18 protein-coding genes are annotated in these 16,442 nt (G+C 53.8%); 11 read left to right on the forward strand and 7 right to left on the reverse strand.

Annotated features, from left to right (window positions below):
• The first annotated feature begins 44 nt into the window (after positions 1–44).
• The gene (locus AC07RN_RS11775; protein ID WP_133631804.1) at positions 45–206 is read left to right on the forward strand and encodes a DUF1127 domain-containing protein; all 162 of its coding nucleotides are present in this window, start codon (positions 45–47) and stop codon (positions 204–206) included.
• Positions 207–255: 49 nt separating this feature from the next.
• On the opposite strand, the gene AC07RN_RS11780 is transcribed toward AC07RN_RS11775, so the two are convergent.
• Both AC07RN_RS11780 and pdxR read right to left on the reverse strand, forming a co-directional pair.
• Complete coding sequence (locus tag AC07RN_RS11780) at positions 256–510, reverse strand: DUF4282 domain-containing protein (RefSeq protein ID WP_012015908.1); 255 nt, start codon at positions 508–510, stop codon at positions 256–258.
• Between the two features lie 99 nt (positions 511–609).
• Positions 610–2,001 (reverse strand): MocR-like pyridoxine biosynthesis transcription factor PdxR, encoded by a 1,392-nt coding sequence (gene pdxR, locus AC07RN_RS11785; RefSeq protein ID WP_478336437.1) that lies wholly within the window; start codon positions 1,999–2,001, stop codon positions 610–612.
• Between the two features lie 102 nt (positions 2,002–2,103).
• On the opposite strand from pdxR, the gene AC07RN_RS11790 reads away from it, so the two are divergent.
• From AC07RN_RS11790 to AC07RN_RS11805, 4 genes are all read left to right on the forward strand, one after another.
• The gene (locus AC07RN_RS11790) at positions 2,104–2,583 is read left to right on the forward strand and encodes a carboxymuconolactone decarboxylase family protein (RefSeq protein ID WP_012015910.1); all 480 of its coding nucleotides are present in this window, start codon (positions 2,104–2,106) and stop codon (positions 2,581–2,583) included.
• 106 nt (positions 2,584–2,689) lie between these two features.
• The gene (locus AC07RN_RS11795) at positions 2,690–3,013 is read left to right on the forward strand and encodes an antibiotic biosynthesis monooxygenase family protein (RefSeq protein WP_478336438.1); all 324 of its coding nucleotides are present in this window, start codon (positions 2,690–2,692) and stop codon (positions 3,011–3,013) included.
• Positions 3,006–3,407: an amino acid-binding protein gene (locus AC07RN_RS11800; RefSeq protein ID WP_478336439.1), complete on the forward strand. Its 402-nt coding sequence runs from the start codon at positions 3,006–3,008 to the stop codon at positions 3,405–3,407. Before AC07RN_RS11795 ends, AC07RN_RS11800 begins: the two co-directional genes overlap by 8 nt.
• Complete coding sequence (locus AC07RN_RS11805) at positions 3,376–4,068, forward strand: ArsR/SmtB family transcription factor (RefSeq protein ID WP_478336440.1); 693 nt, start codon at positions 3,376–3,378, stop codon at positions 4,066–4,068. Before AC07RN_RS11800 ends, AC07RN_RS11805 begins: the two co-directional genes overlap by 32 nt.
• A 36-nt stretch (positions 4,069–4,104) precedes the next feature.
• Here AC07RN_RS11805 and AC07RN_RS11810 read toward each other — a convergent pair whose 3' ends face one another.
• Both AC07RN_RS11810 and AC07RN_RS11815 read right to left on the reverse strand, forming a co-directional pair.
• Positions 4,105–4,332, reverse strand: a complete 228-nt coding sequence (locus tag AC07RN_RS11810) for a hypothetical protein (protein ID WP_478336441.1) — start codon at positions 4,330–4,332, stop codon at positions 4,105–4,107.
• A gap of 33 nt (positions 4,333–4,365) precedes the next feature.
• Positions 4,366–8,259: an autotransporter outer membrane beta-barrel domain-containing protein gene (locus tag AC07RN_RS11815; protein WP_478336442.1), complete on the reverse strand. Its 3,894-nt coding sequence runs from the start codon at positions 8,257–8,259 to the stop codon at positions 4,366–4,368.
• 346 nt (positions 8,260–8,605) lie between these two features.
• Here AC07RN_RS11815 and AC07RN_RS11820 point away from each other — a divergent pair, with 346 nt between their 5' ends.
• The 5 genes from AC07RN_RS11820 (at position 8,606) to AC07RN_RS11840 (ending at position 12,325) form a co-directional block, all read left to right on the forward strand.
• The gene (locus AC07RN_RS11820; RefSeq protein WP_012015913.1) at positions 8,606–9,217 is read left to right on the forward strand and encodes a LuxR C-terminal-related transcriptional regulator; all 612 of its coding nucleotides are present in this window, start codon (positions 8,606–8,608) and stop codon (positions 9,215–9,217) included.
• Positions 9,218–9,244: 27 nt separating this feature from the next.
• Positions 9,245–9,598 (forward strand): hypothetical protein, encoded by a 354-nt coding sequence (locus AC07RN_RS11825; protein WP_478336443.1) that lies wholly within the window; start codon positions 9,245–9,247, stop codon positions 9,596–9,598.
• Between the two features lie 116 nt (positions 9,599–9,714).
• The gene (locus AC07RN_RS11830; RefSeq protein ID WP_478336444.1) at positions 9,715–10,179 is read left to right on the forward strand and encodes a MarR family winged helix-turn-helix transcriptional regulator; all 465 of its coding nucleotides are present in this window, start codon (positions 9,715–9,717) and stop codon (positions 10,177–10,179) included.
• A 2-nt stretch (positions 10,180–10,181) separates the two neighbouring features.
• Positions 10,182–11,246 (forward strand): HlyD family secretion protein, encoded by a 1,065-nt coding sequence (locus tag AC07RN_RS11835; RefSeq protein ID WP_478336445.1) that lies wholly within the window; start codon positions 10,182–10,184, stop codon positions 11,244–11,246.
• A 2-nt stretch (positions 11,247–11,248) separates the two neighbouring features.
• Complete coding sequence (locus AC07RN_RS11840; protein ID WP_478336446.1) at positions 11,249–12,325, forward strand: DUF2955 domain-containing protein; 1,077 nt, start codon at positions 11,249–11,251, stop codon at positions 12,323–12,325.
• Here AC07RN_RS11840 and AC07RN_RS11845 read toward each other — a convergent pair.
• Positions 12,295–13,593: a DUF445 domain-containing protein gene (locus AC07RN_RS11845; RefSeq protein WP_478336447.1), complete on the reverse strand. Its 1,299-nt coding sequence runs from the start codon at positions 13,591–13,593 to the stop codon at positions 12,295–12,297. The two genes, AC07RN_RS11840 and AC07RN_RS11845, sit on opposite strands and share 31 nt — an antisense overlap.
• Positions 13,594–13,741: 148 nt before the next feature.
• Between AC07RN_RS11845 and AC07RN_RS11850 the strand changes: the two genes are divergently transcribed.
• Entirely contained in the window at positions 13,742–15,112 is a 1,371-nt protein-coding gene (locus tag AC07RN_RS11850) for an NAD-dependent succinate-semialdehyde dehydrogenase (RefSeq protein WP_478336448.1), read from the forward strand.
• A 135-nt stretch (positions 15,113–15,247) separates the two neighbouring features.
• Here the strand turns inward: AC07RN_RS11850 and yjiA are convergent, their stop codons facing one another.
• Both yjiA and AC07RN_RS11860 read right to left on the reverse strand, forming a co-directional pair.
• Positions 15,248–16,201: a GTPase gene (yjiA, locus tag AC07RN_RS11855; protein ID WP_478336449.1), complete on the reverse strand. Its 954-nt coding sequence runs from the start codon at positions 16,199–16,201 to the stop codon at positions 15,248–15,250.
• 10 nt (positions 16,202–16,211) lie between these two features.
• Positions 16,212–16,415, reverse strand: a complete 204-nt coding sequence (locus AC07RN_RS11860; RefSeq protein ID WP_003856610.1) for a YbdD/YjiX family protein — start codon at positions 16,413–16,415, stop codon at positions 16,212–16,214.
• Positions 16,416–16,442 lie beyond the last annotated feature (27 nt).

Here is a 16,442-nt window from a genome sequence, read left to right on the forward strand (position 1 = left end):
TATTTCGTTGATGATAAGGCCTCTGGCAACCTGAGGAAAACATCATGGAATTTAACGAAAATCGTTCAGCTCGACCGTTTATTGGCTTCGTTTTAATCTGGCGGGCATTTAAAAAATGGCGTCATCGCCAACAAACGCGGCGTATTTTGCGGGCAATGAGTGACGAACAGTTGCGGGATGTCGGATTAACCCGTTATGACGCGTAAAAGAGTGGAACGGCATTTATCTGCACGGCGGTAGATAAATGCCTGGCGATTATTCTGCGTGATTTTTGCTGGTGTTATCCGCAATGCGGCGCAGATATTCGTTATTCTTAAAGGCCACCATAATTAATTCAAACATCACGCGACAGCCAATCAGGCTGAAGATCATGCCGAAAAATCCGGTGAACAAATGTTCGGTAAACATGGAATACACGCCGCCAATCAGAATAAACAGCATGGCGATCCAGTAGAAAAAGACTAATACTCGCGGTGTGAGCAGGTAATCAAATCCCAGGATTGATTTCATTTTATTGTCCTTATAATAAAGTCGATATCGACAAAAGAGCGCAGAGTATAAAGAGATGTACGGGTGCGCACACCTACAAATATTTCCAGGCAGATGCGTTCATTCTAATAAGCGCAATGTTTCGGCCAACGGTTTGCGTAAAAGGATTAACGCTTCTTCATAGCTGCGCACATTGTTATAGCCCATCACCAGGCCATAACGCTTACCGGAACCGCGATACCATTCGGATAATGCATTGACCTGGAGCTGATGCTGCTGCCAGATGCGCGCCACGTCGCGATCGTCGCTGCCTTTGGTCAGGAACGCGACAATGTGCATGCCGCCATCGTTTTGCTCGGTGAAAAACCGCTCGCCGTAGACTTCATGCAGCGCGGCGATCATCCAGTCGCGCCGCTGCTGATACAGCGCACGCATCTTTTTGAGATGGCGGAAAAAATGCCCATCGCTGAGAAACGTCGTGAGGATCTTTTGCGTTAACACCGGCTGACCGCTGGTGACGATATCCGCGCAATCGGTAAACGCCGCGACCGTGCTGGCGGGCATCACCACGTAGCCCATGCGCAACGACGGCATCACGGTTTTGCTAAAGGTTCCCATAAAAATGACCCGATCGTGGCTATCCAGGCTTTTCAGCGATGGCAGCACTTTGCGCGTGTAATGGAATTCGCCGTCGTAATCATCTTCGATAATCCACGCATCGTTCTGAGTCGCCCAGTCGAGCAGTTGCTGCTTGCGCGGAAGAGAAAGCGTAACCGCCAGCGGGCTTTGGTGCGAAGGCGTGACGATAGCAAACCGGGCGTCGCGATGATGACGCAGCAGGTAATCGGTATCCATTCCGAAGCGGTCCACCGGCACGGTGTGCAGGCACGGAACGATGCGTTTAAGCAGTTGCTGACCCATAAAATAACCCGGATCTTCAAACACCACCTTATCGCTGCGGCTGGCGAGCGTATCCAGAATCAGGCGCAAACTTCCGCTGTACCCGCTGGTGATAAGCACTTGCTCAGCGGTACAGGATAATCCCCGCGAAATATTCAAATAGCGGGCGATCGCCTGGCGCAGCGGATACCAGCCCATAACGGGCGGGCTGAGCATCTCTTCCTGGCGCATCGAGCGCGTCGCCTGGCCTGCCAGCAGCAGCCATTTTTTATACGGGAAACAGTCCAGCGCCGGAATGCCGGGGCGCAGAAAACCGGTGCGTTCGCGCTGGCTTATCAGCGATTCAGGCAGCATTCCGGTCGCCTGTTCTGCTGGCGCGTTTTGGCTTGCAGGGAGGTTAAGATCCGGATTGACCCGCGTGCCGCGTGCGCCCTGACTCACCAGATAGCCTTCACCAATCAAAATGGCATAGGCCGTTTCGACCGTTTTGCGCGCGACTTTCAGCTCCTCGGCCAGCACGCGAATGGCAGGCACTTTATCGCCGGGCTTCAGCACGCCGCGCGCAATGTTGTCGCGATAGCGGGTATAAATAGCGTGATAGCCCGATTTCATGTCCTACCTCGTTTTGTGTGTTTTGTATCTTTTTACTATGTCATGAACGGCGTAAATTTGCTCCATCGCATGACACATGCCGCACAAAAAAGAGGAAAGACCATGAGCACTCGCGTCAACCACCACAAAGCCACCCCGGCACTTGCTAAAGCGCTGTCCGATCTGAGCATGGCGATCGGTAAAACGTCCATTGATCCTGCGCTCAAGCACCTGATCGACATCCGCGTTTCCCAGCTCAACGGCTGTACTTTCTGTCTGGATATGCACAGCAAAGAGGCCAAAATTGCCGGCGAGCGCGAACTGCGTCTATACCACCTGACGGCATGGCGCGAATCGCCGCTGTTCAGCGCCCGTGAAAAAGCCGCGCTGGCCTTCACCGAGGCGCTTACGCAAATTGGCCCGGAAGGGGTGAGCGATGAGCTGTACCGGAGCGTGTCAGAACATTTCTCGGACATCGAGATTTCTGAGCTGAACTTTGCCATCGTGGCGATCAATGCCTGGAACCGTCTGGGCATCACCTCGCGCATGGAACCGGGCGCGATGGATGTGGCATACGGCCTGAACAAAGCTAACCTCGAATAATATGCCTCACGCCCTCTCTTCTGGAGAGGGTCATTTCGCTCCTCACCGAAGCATCGCGTTTCGATCTCCGCCATTCTCTTCGTCACATCACCACGGAGAGACCCTTATGATCGCAGTTATTTTCGAAGCCCAGGCCGAACCGGCCCATCAGGCACGCTATCTGCAACTCGCCGCTGAACTTAAACCGCTGCTGGCGGATATCGACGGCTTTATCGACATCGAACGTTTTCAGAGCCTGAGCACCGATGGCAAAATTCTTTCGCTCTCCTGGTGGCGGGATGAAGACGCCGTGCGGGCATGGAAGCAGAATGTTTTTCATCAGGCCGCCCAGGCAGAAGGGCGCGAGTCGATTTTTGCTGACTACCGTATTCGTGTGGTGCAGACGATCAGAGAGTACGCTTCTGAAAAAGAGGGCCACGCAAATGTATGACGTACACGTGATTTTTAACGATGATCCGGGTGAGCTGGCGCGATTTGGACAGCTATTGGGCAAGCACAGCATTGGGCTTGAAGGCGGTGGGCTGTTTGGCGTGCACGCTCATTTCCTGGTGGAAGAGGGCGAAAAAGCGCGTCAGGTGCTGATGGCGGCGGGTTTTAACGTTCAGGCCATTCGCACGCCGCTGATCCGCAAACTGAAACAGGAAAAACCGGGCGAACTCGGGGAGATCTCCGCCGCGCTGGCGGCGCGTGGGATCGCGATTCTGACGCAGTACAGCGACCACGCAAACCATCTTATTCTGCTGACGGATAATGATAAGCTGGCTGCAGAGATCACCGAGAAATGGGCTGCGAATGCTGACAAAAAGCTTACCGATAGAAGATAGCGACGCGCTGGAAAGGGCGGTGGCGGCTGTCGCTGCGGCGATGGCCGATCCCTCGCGAGTCAAAATGCTGTGCGCGCTAATGGACGGCCGCGCGTGGACGGCGACGGAGTTGAGCGCCGTGGCGGACGTTGCTGCCTCCACGGCCAGCGGGCATTTATCTCGCCTGCTGGACGGAAAGCTGATCGCCTGTTTATCGCAGGGGCGACACCGCTATTATCGCCTGGCTGGACATGATGTGGCCGAACTGGTCGAACAGCTTATGGGGCTTTCCTGGAGCCGGATTACGCCGCCGGAAACGACAGCGCCGAAAGCTATGCGCGAGGCGCGGACCTGCTACGACCATCTGGCGGGAACGGTGGCTGTGCAGCTTTATGACTTTATGCAGGCCGATGGCTGGCTGGAGCCGGATGGTTCAGCGCTGACGGTTCGCGGGCGTGAGCAGTTTTTACAGCGCGGTATTGCGCTGAATACTTCGTCTCGTCGTCGGATTTGCTGCGCGTGTCTCGACTGGAGCGAACGACGGTTTCATCTTGGCGGTGAAGCGGGTGCGGCGTTGCTGACGCATCTTGAATCCAAAGAGTGGATCCAGCGCACAGCGGGATTCAGAGAAGTGAGAGTGACGAAATTGGGGAAAGTGGCACTGAGAAAATGGTTGCCGTGAAATAACGCCGCATGTCGAAACATGCGGCGTTGGTTATCAGAACGCGAGTTTATAGCTGGCGCTGACTGTCTGCCCGGTGTCGTGGCGGGAAGCGTTGATGCTGTAACCCACACCAAAGGTCATATTGCCTTTCTGGAATTTCATCCCAGCCTGACCATTAAAGCTGGTGTCATCCATGATGTCGGCAGAGATGACATCCCGGCTTTGAATACCGACGGTATGAAGTGTGTTCTCCGCAGACTTATCACCCGCGACGGCGATCACCGCAATATCCGCCTGAGGGGTTATATTCCAGCCCTAATCCAGGGCGAAGGTTTTATTCATTTTCACACCGACTGGGAATTGCCAGATATTCTGGGTGCCTTTATCGGTATGGAAGACGTTTTCACCCTGTTTATTTTTGGTCTCAAACGACTGCGTGGTCAGCTGGTTATATCGCACTCCGGCATGCGGAATAATATCCACCGCGTTTGTCTCAATCAGATATTCTCCCCGCAGACCGGCGCTGAACAGGCGTGAATCGATATTTGCCTTCAGCGTGTCGCCTATATTCATCCATCCAGGCTGTTTCTGATAGAGATCATTACTGCTCTGCGTCAGGCTTATTTCGCCGGTGACGCTAAGCGATTTTTGACACCAGTTTTGATAAAGCGAAACGCCCCAAAAGCTGAAGTCATTGTGCGTGGCGTTAAAGTCCCCGCGTGAGTCCACGTTGCCGTTACCCGCATTGAAAGCCGCACCACTGCGCATTATGCCATGCGCGGTTTCGTATGCTTTATCTGCACCCAGCATCAGACCGTAAAAGTCCGTGTCGTGCCCGTACTGCAGGGATCCCGCGCTCAGGTCGCGGCTACGCTGGTTACCGTAAAGGGTTTGCACCCATACGCTGGCGTCGGGTTCTACGCTCTGGCGTGTGGCACTGGACACTGAGTTTCGGTCGAAAATCGCGTCGACCGCCGAGCTTCCCACCGCCAGCGTGCTGCTCTGCACGCCGCCCGCAAAGGCCATTTGTGCCGCGCTGTTGACGGTTTTGACCACCTGTTCAACGCTTGCTTCAGGGGCGTCGATCGCGACAGAAAGGAAGCGCTGGCCCGCGTGAGTGGCGGTGATGGAGTTCTCTCCGGTTGCAATCAGCCTATCCAGTGCGTGAGGTGTCACGACGCCTGGCAGTACGTCCTGCGCCGCTCTGGCTCGAGTAGACACGGTCACTTCGCCGTGATTTTCCTGGGTGGTGGCGTTCAACAGTTTATTCAGCAGCAGATTATTTTTCTGCCAGCCGTTGCCCTCGATGCGCACATCGCTAAAACCTTTGGCGACCAAGTAGGTCTGATTCGCTTTGGCATTCGTCACGTAAAGCGCAGCAGAATCAGCGACTTTTAATGTGCCGTTTTCAGCGCTGAGCGCCGCTTTGCCCTGCGTCATATCCTGGCTATCGACCATCAACAGCGAGCGGTTGGCAAATTCGGCAGTGTTAAACGTCGCGTCGCGAGAGGTTGCATTGCGGGTCAGCGAGCCGTCGACGCGTAACCCGCCCTGAGTGGCTGATAACGTTTGAGGTGCCTGAATGCTCAGCGCGGCGGTGATCCCATCGCTTCCCCATTTCAGGCCGGTCGCGGCAAAGCGTTGTTCTGCTGGTGCGGTGGCGGTTCCACCCAAAACCAGTAATGCATTCTGGCCGACGGTCATTCGCCCGTTGATGTCTGTGCCGCCGCTGGCAACCCGTGAGGCATCCGCCAGGGTTCCGCCATCAACCCATGACGGGTCGATAAACAGTCTGGCCCCCTGGAGATCCATGCGATCAACAACCAGCGATCCGGCTGCTGCTGCGTCACCGACCGTAATTTCAGCCTCCTGGCTGGCGGTGAGATTGCTGGCCTGCAATGAACCGTTAACGACTAACTGCCCGGCGTCGCGCATTTCCACGTCAGAATGCAGCGTGGCATCATGATGAATAGTAACCGTTCCGCTGCTGATGACGCCTGCGGTGGACGATCCAGAGGTAATGGTGTGATCGCCAGCCACCACGTTCAGCGAACCTTCCGGAGCGACCGACACGTTGCCGTTAAGATGCGCAGTGACATTCTCAACCGCCGTGGAACCCAAATTAAGCGTGCCATTATTGACGGCGACATCAACAGCTGTAGCGGGCGATCCGGCGACGTGAATCAGCGCGCCGCCCAAGGCTCCCGTCAGGGTTAACGCCTGGCCGTTACCAATTTCTACGGATGGTTTTCCTTCGCCCTCGAACTGGAGCTGCGCCGCGCCAAACCCGTTACTCACTGCAATATAATCGGCAGTCGTGGCATTTTCAGCACCGATAATCAGGCGGTTTTTACCGACAGTAACCTGCGTATTGGCGAGCACGGCCTGGGTGATGGAGGCGTCCGTGACGCTCGCCGTTCCCGCGACGTTATCGGCATTCAATAGCGTGCCGAGCATCACCAGCGAGTTGCCGTCAGTAGGGCTAATCAGCTGATTAACCGCTTTTACATAATCCAGATGATAGGTGTTATCAGTCAGGATCAGGGTGCTGTCTTTCAGCGAGATGTGCTCGCCAGTTTCGTTGTAACCCTCTGGCAAAAGCGCGGATGAAGCACGCTTAAAGAGCTGATCGGAACGCGTCTGAAGCTGGCTGCGGTCGGCCAGGGCAAGCGTTGCGCCGTTCGATAACGACAGGGTGTCAGCGATAAGTTTGGTCTTATCAAAGGTCAGGTTCCCGGCAGTGAGCTTAATCGGCGCTGTGAGCGTTTCGCCTTTTACAGAAAGGCCAGCGCCGACGTTGGTATCGGTGAAACCACCCGCCAGATTTAGGTTTCCGGCGATGTTCAGGGCACTGAACTGGCTGAATTTTTCGCCGTTAAACTGACTGAAACCGTCCAGATGCAGGGTGCTGTTTTCGCCGCTGCCGTACAGATGCCCCTCCACGTCGGAGCGATTAAGCCAGACGTCAGATGCCTTCACGCTGGTGCCATTAAGATTTACGTCGCCGCTCACGCTGCTGTCGGTTAAGTGCAGGGCGACAATGCCGCTCACGCTGCTGTCGGTTAAGTGCAGGGCGACAATGCCGCTCCCGGTGCTGGCGTCTATATTGCCGTTCAGCACAGAGTGGGTGATATCAAAGGCGATCTGCGCCGCGTTGTTGGCGATGACGTTGCCGTCGATTTGGGATTGATCGATTGTCGCAGCAGTGCTGCCCGACCCGGAGAGCAGTGCGTGGCCTGCGATCTGCGCGTTATTCAGCGTGAGTTGCGTGGTGGCACCATTTTTCAGGCTAATCGCGTTACCATCGGTTTGGTTGGTTTTTGTTATCGCTGAATGATTTACCGCGAGAATATTATTGCTTCCAGTGCTGCTCACCGCTACCGACCCGGTGATCTGACTGTCTTCGATTGCAATGGTATTGGTGCTGTCCGTACGCGCTAAATTGGTGATCTCAATGGCGTTACTGGTCGCCATCACTGCGCCCGTCGTGCTGATCTCACTGTTTACAACATGGATGTCGTTTCTGTTTTTAGTGCTGTAAAGCAGGATGCCACCCGCCTGAATGGCGCTGTTCTCGAGGGAGACATCGTGCGTTCCGGCACCGCCAGCATAGACTCGGCCCGTAATGTGACTACCGTTGATAATATCGATATCCGTATTGCCGTTATCGGCAGGAGCCAGATAAATGGCGTTTCCACGCGCATAGTTTTTGCTGTAGGTGGCTTTATTGGTTTTATCGTAATCCACCGCAGCGTTAGCCCCGTTCAGGGTTGAATGATCAATGATAATCCTGGTGTTGGTGAGTGCACCGCCCGCTTCTATCCAGTCAACGACGGCATTATTTGCAAGGGTAATGGCCGCTGAACCTGTTTTGCTGGCGTTGATGTAATGGCCGCCCAAATTTGCGCCATCGACGAGAAGTTGTTGAATATCATTGGCCTGGCGCGATGACGATCCGCTGGCAAAATAGATATTTTGCGCTTTTGCGGTGGCATTAATGGCCGCATCCTGAGTGGGCGACGTGAAATACCAGGCGGTCGGCAGTGGATTTAATGGCGACGTCATTTGATATTCGGTTAAGCCGCACGTTCCGGCTGGCGAAAATGTGGTGCAGCTATTGGCAAGCGCCGTGCCTGGAATAACCACACTGCTACCCAGCAGCAGGCTAATACTTGTCGCAACCTGAGTCAGACGAAATGTTGTTTTCATAAAAGTGTCCCTCTAATTTCCCGTGATGGTTTTATTTTTGGAATTAATGAAAAAATAAAATCCATACATTCTTTAATCCTTCGTTACGTTTCGCAGCTTATCAAAATAAAATCAGGTGGGATCTCAGAAGGGTCTTCAGTGCCCTGGATAAATCTTATAAATAATTCTATCTGTCTGTATTAAAAGTTTTTTAATTCAAGGTTTCTTTATGGTATGTGAGGGATCGCACAATTCGCCCCTAATGGCTTAGGAATATTCCTATAATCCTCTGGAATATTGTTAATTGTAATTAAACAGTTTTATGGGGATTATGAGTTAATCCGTGTAAACAATAGGGTTATGGACGATGATTATTGTATTAACCTCCTGTGGCTATTTCATTAAAGGCTTTGAAATGCTGGTGGAGATGCATTTGTCGGAAGCGCCAGCCTTCCGTAATGTACTTTACGTGGATGATATTAAAAAAGTCAGTAAAGATAAGATAGAAAGGGCGAAGGCAATTGTTGTCGATTATGGTCAATCTGATACAAAATCGTTAAATGCGTTGCTGGAAATAAAGAATCGCTATGCACAAAGTTATCTTATTTTTATTACCCGTGACTCGTGCTTTGAAAGCACGATTGAAAATATTTTAATTAATACCGTCGCTGATTTAACGATCGACTGTAAAAGTTCTGTTCGCAAATTAAGTGCCTGCCTGGCGCATTTTGCGCAGGCAGAGCAGCAAATTACTATTTTCAAAAATAGGCGCTGGTATCAGCTTGAGAAGCAGCAAAGCTTAACGAAAATGGAGACGATGCTCCTGCCTTATATTGTTTCGGGTAAAAAGAATAAAGAGATATCACGCTTCGTGAATGTGACCGGGAAAACGGTCAGTCATCATCGACGAAATATCTACAAAAAATATGCTGTTACCAATTTGACCGGTCTCTATAAGAAACTGGATCACAACGCATAATGCAAAAAAAGGTGTGAGGGTTAAAGCATGCAAAAAATGATGACGGCACAAAAAAAGCTGGAGGCTGCGCTGCTGGTCTTGACCGGGAACCTGGATTTTCAGCAAAAGAAGGTGGCAGTTTATCACCAGTGCTTGAGTGACATTAAAGCGGACGCCATCCCGCATTGTATCCGGAAAGATTACTACCATCTTTTGCGATTTTTTGAGGGGTTTTTTGTCGTGGAAGGCGTCTCTTTTGCTGCGGCCAGGCAACATACGGTAACCGCTGAATACCTGAATGAAAATACGCTGGCGGCGGCTGTTTTAACGCTTCTCATGCGCTTGACCCAGTGGATCGCCATCGAAAACTATCTGACGAGCCAGCGGCTTGTGACGGGGTAAGATTTTCTGACGATCTTCGCTAACCTGTATTGGCAATTCCTGCTCTTTCATCCTTCGTTTCTTGATACTTACCCTGATAACTATTATCTTGTCCGCGAGTGATGAGAGGGTTTCCCATGAGCGAAGAAGATCTGTTCTGCCGCAGGCCGATGGGCATGCGGATGGCAATGATTGTGCGGCAATGGCGCGCGGTGATTGACGACGCCATTCTTGATACGGGGTTAACCCAGTCGAGCTGGACGGTGATGATGCAGCTTGAGCAGTTGGGAGAAAACGTCTCGATGAGCGAGCTGGCGGAAGTGCAGGGCATTGAACTGCCGCCGCTGATGCGCACGCTGACACAGCTGGAAAAGCAGGGCTATCTGCTGCGCACCACATCGCCTTATGACAAGCGCATCCGGCTGCTGACACTCACGCCGGAAGGCAAAGCGGTGCTGAAAACCCTCACGCGTGTGATTGAGGAATTTCAGGCTCGCGTATCGCAAAATATTGCGCCTGAACATCTCGATATTTTCAGCGCAACATTAAATCAAATCGCCTGCAATTTGCGGACAATCCGCGAAGAAGATAACAAGATCTAAAAATGACTCCTGAACAAAAGTTTGCCCGCTGGGTAAGGGTGAGTATTGCCTCTTTCCTGCTGATGTTTGTCTATTTTATCGTTGCCGATATCTGGATCCCGCTGACGCCGGACTCCACCGTCATGCGCGTGGTGACGCCGGTTTCTGCACGCGTTTCCGGCTATGTGGCGGCAGTGCATGTGCACAATAACAGTCAGGTGAAAAAGGGCGACGTGCTGTTTGAACTCGATCCCACGCCGTTTCGCAATAAAGTCGAGGCCGCGCAAATCGCGCTCGAACAGGCGCGACTCGCGAACCAACAGCTGGATGCCCAGATTGTCGCCGCCCAGGCTAGCCTGAAAACGGCGCAGCTCACCGCCCGCAACGATCGCGTAACGTTTGAGCGCTATCAGCGCCTCAGCACAATGCAGAATGTGTCCCAGGCGGATCTGGATAAGGTCCGCACCACCTGGCAGAGCAGCGAGCAATCGGTGGCAAATCTGGAAGCCAACATCCATAACCTGCGCATTGAACGCGGCGAGCGGGATGAAAAGCGTAACGTGACGCTGCAAAAATACCGCAATGCGCTGGAAGAGGCTGAGCTGAATCTGAGCTGGACCAAAGTCTACGCCCAGGCAGACGGCACGGTGAGTAACGTTCAGCTCAGCCCCGGTTTTTACGCTTCGTCCGGCGCTGCCGCACTGGCGCTGGTGAATAATCAGACTGATATCGTGGCCGATTTCCGCGAGAAAAGTTTGCGTCATACCCATCAGGGAACGGACGCCGCCGTGGTATTTGATGCGTTCCCAGGCCGCGTTTTCCGCGCCCACGTCTCCAGCAGTGACGCCGGGATTTTGGCCGGTCAGGAAGCGGTAAACGGGGAATTGTCGCAGCCGGAAACGTCGAATCGCTGGGTGCGTGACGCACAGCGTATGCGCATTCATATCGCGCTGGACGAAGCGCTGCCTAAACATCTGCCGACCGGCGCACGTGCCACTGTGCAGCTGTATAACAGCGAAGGACCGTTTGCGCGCTTCTTCTCGGGGCTGCAAATTCATCTCGTCAGCCTGCTGCATTATGTTTATTGATTATGTCTATTAACACACTTGCGCGGGTATTTACCCCGCATGGCAATATTGTTTATACGCCCAATGATTTTCGCCAGACGCTGCGCATCGTCTTTGCCGGGATGATTGCGCTCAGCGTGTCGAGCTTTTACAACACCACCTACGGCGTGTTTTACGTGGTCTATCCCATCATGCTGCTGTCGCTGGTGCCGGTCTTTAATCGTCACGTGGCAAAACAGTTTGTCTTCAGCGCATCGATAAATTGCGTCGAAATGGTGATTATCATCGGCTATTTGTCGCAATGGCCGCTGATCATGACGCTGGTGGTGTTCGCGCTGTACGTGATGCGTTTTCGCTTTATGAGCCAGGGGCCGCTGTTCCTGTTTGGCTCGATGGGCGTGGTGTGTCAAAGCGTGATGCTCAACTTTATGAGCTATCCCAGCACTAACTGGCACACGTTGCTGTTTTCAAACATCGAGGCCAGCGTGATGGCGGTGTGCCTGAGCGCGCTGATGCACTTTCTGCTGCCGGACGTCGAGCCGCGCCAGCGCCCGCCGCTGATCGAGAAAAACGCCGCCCGCGTGCGCCACGAATCATTGCTTTCAGGCACCGTGGCGACGCTGATTTTTGTCGTCTTTCAGATCAGTGATTTAAGCGATTCCCTGTCGGCGCTGATGGCGGGCGTGTTGATTTTATTCCCGATGCACTATCGCGGCGCGGTGATGAGCTCGCTCTGGCGCGTGGTCGGCGTGGTGCTGGGCTGCTTGTACATTCTGGTGATGCAGCTGCTGCTCTACGATCACACCAGCCATATGGTGCTGATGATGCCACTGATCGGCCTCGGGCTGGCGTTTGGCGCGCGTCTGCATGTGATGGAAAAAGTGGGTGCGGGCGTGGGATTTGCCAGTATCACCACCATCGGCATTATGTTTGGTCAAAACATGCATCCCGATGGCGATCTGGTGTTTAGCGATTTGTACCGCATCGTGTCCGTCACCGTGGCGCTGGTGGCCACGCTGACGCTGGTGTTCCTGGTGCATCTGATTCTGAACTGTTTTGAGCCGACGCGTTACGTTATCGAACCGCCAAAAGACGAATAGTGTGACAGCACGGCGGGCAGCTGCGACAGCAAGAACAGAATCAGTCCGATGGTGCCGCCCACCAGCGTGCCGTTGACGCGAATAAACTGCAGATCTTTGCCGATATTCAGCTCAATCTGGCGCGACATATCTTTGGCATCCCAGCTTTTTACGGTGTCGCTGATGTGGCGCGTCAGGAACGACGCAAAATCTGGCGCCACGCGATGCGCCGCCTGCTCCAGATGCTCGTTCAATGACGCGCGCAGGCTGGCGTCGGCGACCAGCGTCTCGCCAAACCACTGCCCGGCGTTAGCAATACGCTGCTTCACGCGGGAATCCTCGCTCTGCATATCGGCTTTCAGCCAGGCACGCAGATCGGCCCACATCTCGCCCAGATAGCGGTTAAAAGCCTCGTCATTTTTCAGATAATGTTTGATGTCCTCGGCTTTTTCCGCCATTTCCGGATCGTTCTTCAGGTTGTCGATAAGCTTCAGCGTGGCTCGGTCGAACGCCTGTCGAATCTGATGGGTGCGGTCGTGACTGATATCATCAAGGATCGCGTTGACCGCATCCGACACCAGCTCCGCGCTTAGATCGCCCAGCCATTCGGTTGGCAGCATCATCGCCTTACGCGGATGTTCGGTCTTGAGCCAGTGGACGATCTGCGCGGCGATAAATTCGCGTGAGCTCTCTTTTTGAATCAGCGTGATCAATTTGGAAATGATGACATCCAGCAAAACCTGGTGACGATTATTTTTGGTCATGCTTTCCAGCATCACCGCGCTGGTTTGTGTGAAATCGACTTTATCGATAGCTTTGTGTACCGCGCGTTTCAGTAAGCGCTGAATGCGTCCGTCGTCGGTGAGTTCCAGGAACCCGCTCATGACCTGTATTAAGTGCTGTCCGACGCGCTGGGCGTTGTCCGGCTGGCTGAACCAGTTGCCGATCATCTGCGCCGGTTCGTAGCGGCGGATCAGCGCCACTAGCGACTGCGTATCCAGAAATTTTTCCTGCACGAACAACCCGAGATTGTCGCCAATCCGATCTTTATTACGCGGGATAATCGCCGTGTGGCGTGAAATAAACGGGATCGGCACGCGACGAAACAGCGCCACCACCGCAAACCAGTCCGCCAGCGCACCGACCATCGCCGCTTCGGCAATAGCCTTTACGCCCCGCACCCAGAAGGTCTGTGGCAGAAAGAGGGTGACAATAAAAGTGGCCACTGCAATCAGCAGTAGCGACAGCGCCAACAGTTTGGCGCGTTTAAGTTCAGCTAATTTTTCCATGGGTTAAGGATAGAGCGGAGCGTGGGGAAAGTGCAAAAAACGTTATCCAGACCTTTATCAGAAACCTCTGGATATACCCAACTTTACGTCAAAAGCCAGTCATCTTGACTACCCTTACTCCCCTAAGCGGTAAATTAAGGAGACCAAAATGGCTTATCAGACAGTGAATCCTGCTAACAACCAGCTTATCAAAGCGTATCCCTCTCATACCGACGCTGATGTCGAAGCGGCGTTAAAAACCGCTGATGCGCTTTACCATTCTGAATGGGCGAAAGGGGATATTTCCCAGCGGCTTCCCGTGCTGCATAAACTCGCCGATCTGATCGACAGCCGTACGGAAGAGCTGGCAAAAATTGCCAGCCAGGAGATGGGGAAACTCATTGAGCAAAGCCGCAGCGAGGTGAAACTCTGTGCGCAAATCGCGCGTTATTACGCGGATAATGCGAAGCAGTTTCTGGCTCCGGTGACCTACAAAACGGAACTCGGCGATGCGTGGGTTGAACATCACCCCATCGGCGTGGTGATGGCCGTTGAGCCGTGGAATTTCCCGTTCTATCAGCTAATGCGTGTCCTGGCGCCTAACCTCGCAGCGGGTAATCCGGTTATCGCGAAACACGCCAGTATCGTGCCGCATTGCGCTGAGGCCTTTGAACATCTGGTGCGCGAAGCGGGTGCGCCGGACGGTGCCTGGACCAATCTGTTTATTTCGTCGGATCAGGTCGCGAACATTATCGCCGATCCGCGCGTCCAGGGCGCGGCGCTGACGGGGTCTGAAAAGGCCGGTAGCGTGGTGGCAGCACAGGCGGCCAAGCACATCAAAAAATCAACGCTCGAATTGGGTGGTAACGATGTGTTCGTGGTGCTGGACGATGCCGATCTGGAAAAAGCGGTGGAGATCGGCGTGAAGGCCCGACTCGCCAACGCCGGACAGGTCTGTACCGCCGCCAAACGTTTTATTCTTCACGAAAAAATCGCCGATCAATTCCTGACGAAATTCACCGAAGCCTTCAGCAAAGTGAAAGTGGGGGATCAGTTTGACGAGAGCACCACGTTAGGGCCGCTGTCGTCGAAAGATGCGCTGGAGACGCTCACCAAACAGGTGAACGAGGCGGTGAAGAATGGCGCGAAGCTGCACTTTGGCGGCAAGCCGGTGCAGCGCGAAGGTAACTTCTTCGAGCCGACGATTCTGACGCACATTTCTCGCGACAATCCGGCGTATTTCGAAGAGTTCTTTGGCCCAGTTGCGCAGGTCTATGTCGTGAAAAGTGACGATGAAGCCGTCAGCCTGGCGAACGATTCGCACTATGGGCTGGGTGGCGCGGTGTTTAGTCGTGATATCGAACGCGCGAAGAAAATGGCGTCGCAGATTGAAACCGGAATGGTGTACATCAATTGGCTGACGGATACCGCCGCCGAGCTGCCGTTTGGTGGCGTGAAGCGTTCCGGTTACGGACGCGAGCTGTCAGATCTGGGGATTAAAGAGTTTGTGAACCAGAAACTGGTGGTGGTTCGCCAGTAACCTCACAGTGTGATGACACCGCAGGCGACAGAGATGTCGCCCGTTTTTTTGTGTCGCGTAAAGATAAGCACTGTGACGCTCGGCTAAAAAGGTGAAGCCTTTGGCCGAAAACCGCGGTGGCGGACAGAGGAGACGTTAGTGACGCAAGCCTGTAAACGCTGCGCGGATTTCCTCTTCCGGCAACTGAATCCCGATAAAGACCATTGTGCTGTGCGGCGTTTCATCGCCCCACGGGCGGTCCCAGTCGGCGCTATAGAGGCGCTGCACGCCCTGGAACAGCAGGCGGTTTGACTCGCCGTTAATCCACAGCATGCCTTTGTAGCGCAGCAGTTTGTCGGCAAATGACAGCAGCAGGTTTTCCATTACGCGCGACACGTCGCTGATATCCACCGGATAATCCAGCTCGACCACAATAGATGACACGTCGTTTTGCTTGTCGCCGATAAAGTGAAAACGCGGCTTCGACGTGACGTTCTCTTCCAGCATAAAGCCGTTGGTGTTGAACAGCTGTGCCAGATCGATATCGCCGTGCGTGACCGTGTAAATCGGCGCGCGGGCGTTGATGCGCGTCAGACGTTCACGCAGTTTTTCGCTGTCGCCAGCGACGTCGGTTTTGGTCAGCAGAATGCGATCGGCATAACCCACCTGCGACTGCGCGATAGTGAACTGGTTCATCTGATCGTCGGCATGGACCGCATCGACCAGCGCGATCACGCCGTCCAGCAAATAGCGCTGGCAGAGGATATCGTGAGAGAAAAAGGTCTGGATAATCGGGCCAGGATCGGCCATGCCGGTGCATTCAATGACCAGACGGTCGAACTCAATGTCGCCGCGATCGCGGCTGTCGAGCAGATCGAGAAGCGCGTCTTCCAGTTCGCTGGAGCGGGTGCAGCAAATGCAGCCGTTGGTCAGGGTTTTGATCTGGGTGGCGCGATCGCCAATCAGCTGGTCGTCAACGGAGACTTCGCCAAATTCGTTTTCGATAACGGCGATTTTAAAACCGTGCTGTTCGTTCAGGATATGGCGCAGCAGGGTGGTTTTACCCGCGCCGAGAAAACCGGTGAGTAGGGTAACGGCAATCGGTGTCATGGTTTCTCCTTTAGCAGCAGCGTACGCCGCCTTCTCCACTTCCGCCGTAGCGCGCTTCCTGACGCTCGCGGAAAAATTCGGTATAGGTCATGTACGGCTTATCCGGATGGTTGGTCTTCATGTGTTCAACGTAGTTGTCATAGTCCGGAATGCCAATCAGCATTTTTGCCGCCTGACCGAGGTATTTTTTTGCTTCGCCTAAGTTACCAAACATAACGCATCCTGATAAGAAAAAGCCCAG

Source organism: Lelliottia sp. GFLA7 (assembly GCF_056490165.1).